Source organism: Streptomyces sp. KLMMK (assembly GCF_036961605.1).
GTDB lineage: Bacteria > Actinomycetota > Actinomycetes > Streptomycetales > Streptomycetaceae > Streptomyces > Streptomyces telluris.
In genome coordinates this window covers 1-4,062 of record NZ_JBAMDC010000500.1, presented here as the reverse complement: position 1 = coordinate 4,062, position 4,062 = coordinate 1, and the positions used below count along the sequence as shown (strand labels likewise).

3 protein-coding genes and 1 pseudogene are annotated in these 4,062 nt (G+C 75.5%); 1 reads left to right on the top strand and 3 read right to left on the bottom strand.

Translation table 11 applies throughout. The features are described 5' to 3' along the window. From V7793_RS34415 to V7793_RS34405, 3 genes and pseudogenes are all read right to left on the bottom strand, one after another. Positions 1-419: pseudogene (locus tag V7793_RS34415) on the bottom strand (alpha/beta hydrolase); the annotation flags it as partial. A 22-nt stretch (positions 420-441) separates the two neighbouring features. Next, on the bottom strand, positions 442-1,893 hold the full coding sequence (locus V7793_RS34410) for an MFS transporter (protein WP_336013632.1): 1,452 nt from the start codon (positions 1,891-1,893) through the stop codon (positions 442-444). Positions 1,894-1,952: 59 nt separating this feature from the next. After that, positions 1,953-2,639 (bottom strand): TetR/AcrR family transcriptional regulator, encoded by a 687-nt coding sequence (locus tag V7793_RS34405; RefSeq protein ID WP_336013631.1) that lies wholly within the window; start codon positions 2,637-2,639, stop codon positions 1,953-1,955. Positions 2,640-2,688: 49 nt separating this feature from the next. Here V7793_RS34405 and V7793_RS34400 point away from each other — a divergent pair. Next, positions 2,689-4,062, top strand: a 1,374-nt coding sequence (locus tag V7793_RS34400) for an FAD-dependent monooxygenase (RefSeq protein ID WP_336013630.1), incomplete at its 3' end; no start/stop codon positions are given.

Sequence of the window (4,062 nt, the reverse complement as noted above, 5' to 3'; positions counted from 1 at the left end):
ACGAGGTCGTAGCGGCCGCCGGCCTTGCTGAAGCCGTCCGGGCCGCGGGCGCCGAGCCGTACGAGCCCGGACTCGCCCGGTCCGCCGAAGGACAGGACGAGCGAGCCGAGGCGGTGGTCCTGGTCCTTGGTGCGGTAGCGCATGAGGGCGAGCCGCAGCTCGCCCTTGGCGGGGTCCGCGTAGGTGTAGGGCACGGTGAGCCGGGCGCACTCGGGTGTGCCGGGGGCGTGCCGCGTCTCGTTCCTGATCGTCTTGTCCTGGTCCCGGGAGCAGGGCTCCCAGGAGATCTCCTGGTCGTAATAGGGGGTCAGGTCCGGTTGGCCCGCCGCCTCGTCACGGCTCGCACAGGCGGTCAGGTTGCAGGCCAGCAGAACGGCGGCGAGGGGCAGGGAGAGGGAGGGTGCGAGTACGGGCCTCATGCCGCGGACGGTACTTGGCCTGCTAACCGCCGGCGTCCCCGGCGGCTCGTCCGGGTGACGGGCCCCGGCGTGTCGGCCCGAGCCACGCGGCGGCTGCGACGAGCAGTGCGGCGCCCAGCAGGACGGCCACGGCGCGGTGGGGGCCGGCGGCGCCGGAGTGGTGGAGCGCGAGGGTGACCAGGGCGATGCCGAAGGCCGTTCCGAGACCGCGGGCCATGTTGACCAGCCCGCCCCCGGTGCCGGAGGACGCCGCCGGGATCGCCCCCATGACCAGGGCGTTGTTGGCGGGGGTGAACGCACCGAGCCCCAGGCCGAGGAGGGCGAGCAGCGGGACCAGGGGCCCCGTGGTGAGCGGGAGGACGAGCATGGCGGCCAGGGCGGCGACCGCGACGGCCGCGCCCAGCAGGCAGCGGCTCCGGTCGCCCAGGGCCTGGGGCAGGACGCGCTCCGCGCAGGTCGCGGCCAGGGCGAAGCCGGCCGGAAGGGCCGTCAGGACCAGCCCGGCGTACAGCTCGGAGGAGCCTGCGCCGGTGAGCACGACGGGCACGAGCACGAGCGGGCCGAAGAGCACGAGGTAGGCGCCGAGTGCCGCGGCGAGGCCGGTGGAGACGGCCCGGCGCCGCAGCAGGGCGGGGTCGACGAGGGGGTGGGCCGCCCGGCGTTCCCGCAGGACGAAGCCCCAGGTGGCGGCCGCGGCCAGGGCGAACAGGGCGGCGACGGCCCACGTGGGCACGGTCAGTCCGGACACCATGGACAGGGCCAGCAGCAGCGCGGTGGTCGCCACCGCCAGGAGCACCGGCCCGAGGCGGTCGGAGCCGGCCACGGGGCTGCGGGTGCGGGTGCGGGGCAGCAGGTACTGGCCGGCCACGAGGGCGGCCACGCCGACGGGGACGTTGACCGCGAAGACCCAGCGCCAGCCGAGCCCGGCCACCAGGGCGCCACCGATGGTCGGGCCGAGGGCGAGCCCGAGGGCCTGCGCCGCGGCCTGGACGCCGAGGGCCGCGCGCATCTTGGCGCGCGGCGCGCTGGTGGTCACCAGGGCCACGCTGTTGGCCTGCATCATCGCGGCCCCCGCGGCCTGCAGCACGCGGAAGGTCACGAGGACGGCCAGGGACGGGGCGAGGGCGCAGGCGGCCGAGGCGGCGGTGAAGACGAGGAATCCGTAGAGGTAGAACAGCTTGCGGCCGTGGGCGTCCGCAAGGCGGCCGACCGGCACCAGCAGTGCGACGAGGGTGAGGAGGTAGGCCAGCGAGACCCACTCGACGGCGGCCGGCGAGGCGTGGAACTCGCTGCACAGCCCGCCGTAGGCGAGGGTGACGATGCTGGCGTCGAGCTGGCCCATGAAGGCGCCGAGGCAGACGGTGGCCACCGCCGGCCGCCAGCCCCCGGGGCGGGATCTTATGCGCTCGGGGCGGGCCCGTTCCTCCACGAGGGCCGCGGGCCACGCCCGGTGACGGCGGGGGTGCGGTGGCATGCGGCGAGGCTACACCGGCGCCCCGGGGTTTCCGGGCGCGCGCCGGGGCCGCCGGACGCTCAGGCCGGTCCGGCCCGGTCCGGCCCGCCGAGCACCCGCAGCGCCTCCTCCAGGGCGTCGAAGGTGGTGCCGGTGAACTCGCGGTGGCCGGGCGCCACGTCGTCGGCGCGCTCGCCCGCGAGCAGCCGGGCCACGGCGGTGCCGCAGACGGTGCGGTAGGCGGTGACGACGAGGGCCGCGGTCAGCCGGGGCCGCGGGTCACCGGGGGCCGCGCCGGTGCTCTCCGCGACGGCGGCGGTGAGCGCGTCCTCCATTTCCTCGACGGCCTCGCGCACGCGGGCCCGGAGGGCCGGCGAGTCCAGCACGACGCGCCAGAACGCCGGGAAGGTGTCGCCCAGGCCTCCCAGGGGGTGGCGCGCATCGGCGAGTTCGAGGACGAGGCGGCGCACCGGGGCGGCGGGACTCTCGCCGGGGCGCCGTTCCCGTACGGCGCGGGTGAAGAGGTCCAGCGCCTCGGGGATCCGGTCGAGGAAGAGGTCCTCCTTGCGCGCGAAGTGGTTGAAGACGGTCATCGTGGAGACCTCGGCGGCCTCGGCGACCTCCGCGACGGTCACCTTGTCGAACCCCCGGGCGGCGAACAGCCCGGTGGCCACGTCGGAGATCCGCTGCCGGGTCTGCCGCTTCTTGCGCTCGCGCAGCGAGAGCCCGCCGGCTCCGGCCGCCGCCTTGGCGTGGTGAGGATCCATGGAGAAAATTATATCCGACACAAACTTTTAGTCGCTATAGTCACTGCCCATGGACACGGACTACGACGTTGTGGTGGCGGGAGCGGGCCCGGTCGGGCTGACGCTGGCGTGCGAGTTGCGGCTGGGCGGGGTGAGCGTCCTCGTCGTCGAGCGGCTGACCGACATCGACACGACCATCAAGGCGGGGGCCATCAACACCCCCTCGGCGGAGGCCTTCTACCGGCGCGGTCTGCTGCCCGCCCTGGCCGCCGTCCAGAAGGAGAACCTGGAGCGCATCAGCGGGTTCATGGCGCAGCGGCAGGGCGGCCGGGGCGGACCGGTGGCGATGCCGCCCAAGTTCGCCGGGCACTTCGCGGGCATCCCCCTCAAGGGCCATCTGCTGGACACCTCCGACCCCGACTTCGCCGGCGCCGGCCCGGCCGGGGACATAGGTTTCATCCCCCAGGAGCCCCTGGAGCGGCTGCTCGGCGGGCGCGCCGCGGAGCTGGGCGTGCAGGTGCGCCGCGGCGTGGAGCTGATGGGCTTCGAGGCGGACGACGAGGGCGTCACCGTGCACGCCGGCGGCTCGGCGATCCGCGCGGGCTGGCTGGTGGGCTGCGACGGCGGCCGCAGCACCGTCCGCAAGCTCGGCGGGTTCGCCTTCCCCGGCACCGACCCGTCCATCACGGGGCACCAGGCGATGGTCGAGATGGAGGGCGCCGAAGCCCTGGGCAAGGGCTGGACCCGGACGCCGACGGGTACGTACGCGCACGGCCCGTTCCCCGGGCGCATCCTCACCGTCGAGTTCGACGGGCCGCCCGCCGACCGCGACGCCCCGGTCACCGCCGAGGAGCTGACGGCCTCCCTGCGCAACGTCTCCGGCGCCGACGTCAGCGTCACCGCCGTGCACACGGCGACCCGCTTCACCGACAACGCCCGGCAGGCGGCCGACTACCGCTCCGGACGGGTGCTCCTGGCCGGCGACGCCGCTCACGTGCACTCGCCGTTCGGCGGCCAGGGCCTCAACCTCGGCATCGGCGACGCGATGAACCTCGGCTGGAAGCTGGCCGCCACCGTGCGCGGCCGCGCGCCCGAGGGGCTGCTGGACACCTACACCGCCGAGCGGCACCCCATCGGGGCGTGGGTGCTGGAGTGGACCCGGGCCCAAGTGGCGCTGATGCGGCCGGAGTCCCACGCGCAGGCGCTGCGCGAGGTGGTGGCCGAGTTCTCGGACACCGTCGCCGGCACCACCTTCTTCGCCAAGAAGATCTCCGGCGTGTGGCAGCGCTACGAGGCGATGGCCGGGCCCGGCGACCACCCGCTCGTCGGCGGCAGCGCCCCGGACCTCGAACTCGCCGACGGCAGCAGGCTCGCCGACCACCTCCACGACGGCCGCGCCCTGCTCCTCGACCTCGCGGACGCGCCCGGGGTGCGGGCCGCCGCC